Annotated in this window: 2 protein-coding genes; both read left to right on the top strand. The window is 66.7% G+C overall.

Going from position 1 to position 1,350, the window contains the following annotated elements:
• Nucleotides 1-243, top strand: a 243-nt coding sequence (locus AS93_RS20450) for a 6-phosphogluconolactonase (RefSeq protein ID WP_027591876.1), incomplete at its 5' end; no start/stop codon positions are given.
• A 200-nt stretch (nt 244-443) separates the two neighbouring features.
• A partial coding sequence (gene rluB, locus AS93_RS0117980) for a 23S rRNA pseudouridine(2605) synthase RluB (protein ID WP_027591875.1) occupies nt 444-1,350 on the top strand: 907 nt, incomplete at its 3' end.

Here is a 1,350-nt window from a genome sequence, read left to right as displayed (position 1 = left end):
GCGCAGGCCCTCGATCCGGAAGGCAGCCGTCGGTGCCTGCCCATGCAGGCACCGACGGAGCCCCGCGAGCGCCTGACACTCACCGCCCCAATGCTCCTGGCGGCGCGCCACCAACTGCTAGTGATCAGCGGTACGGCGAAGGTGGAAACTCTGCGCCGCGCCATCGCCGGTAACGACGTGCGGGAAATGCCGATCCGCGCCTTCCTGCACTACCCGTTGGAAATCCACTGGCACCCCGAGTGATCGTGGGACCTGTGGGAGCGGACTTGTCCGCGAGCTTTTCCGGTGGTTGCGCCTGGCCAGCGCCCCTGGCCGGGCGCCCCTAGCCGGGCGCCCAAAAGCTCGCGAATGAATTCGCTCCCACAGGTTCGGTGCGGTGCCGTTTCATTGCGTGTATGATTCGCGCCCCCTATATCGGACCCGCTACACCGGGAGGTGCCCAGATGACCGATCAGAACCAAGACCAATTCCCCCAACCCGTTTCCGGCGAGAAGCTGCAGAAGGTCCTGGCGCGCCTGGGCCTCGGCTCGCGCCGTGACATCGAGGGCTGGATCAGCGCCGGACGCATCAAGGTCAACGGCCAGGTCGCCACCCTTGGCCAGCGCATCGAACCGCACGACAGTATCCAGCTGGATGACCGCAGCCTGCGCCTGGACGAAGCCGCCCAGGTGGTGCGCCGCGTGCTCATCTACAACAAGCCCGACGGTGAAGTCTGCACCCGCAGCGATCCGGAAGGTCGCCCGACCGTGTTCGACCGCCTGCCGCGCCTGCAGAGCGGCCGCTGGATCAACATCGGTCGCCTCGATCTGAACACCACCGGCCTGCTGCTGTTCACCACCGACGGTGAGCTGGCCAACCGCCTGATGCACCCGTCCTACGAGATGGACCGCGAGTACGCGGTGCGTGTGCGTGGCGAGGTCACCGAAGAGATGATCGAGACCCTGAAGGCCGGCGTCATGCTCGAGGACGGTCCGGCCAAGTTCACCGACATCCAGGAAGCCCCGGGTGGCGACGGCCTGAACCGCTGGTTCCATGTGGTGGTGATGGAAGGCCGCAACCGCGAAGTACGCCGCCTGTGGGAATCCCAGGGTGTGGTGGTCAGCCGTCTGAAGCGCGTGCGCTTCGGGCCGGTGTTCCTCACCTCCGAACTGATCATGGGCCGCTGGCGCGAAATGACCCAGAAGGAAGTCGACATCCTCAGTGAGGAAGTCGGCCTGACCCCCGTGGCCTTGCCGGAAGTCACCACCAAGTTCCGCGAGCGCATGGAGCGCCTGCAGAAGAAGTCCGCCAAGCCGCTGAGCCCCAGCGAGCGCCCGGGTCGCCACAAGCCGCGCCGTGACGACGCCCGGC

It is taken from the genome of Pseudomonas sp. RL (assembly GCF_000647775.1).
Taxonomy (GTDB): domain Bacteria; phylum Pseudomonadota; class Gammaproteobacteria; order Pseudomonadales; family Pseudomonadaceae; genus Serpens; species Serpens flexibilis.
Note: the sequence above shows the minus strand (reverse complement) of the source record. Positions and strands in the feature narration are given on the sequence as shown.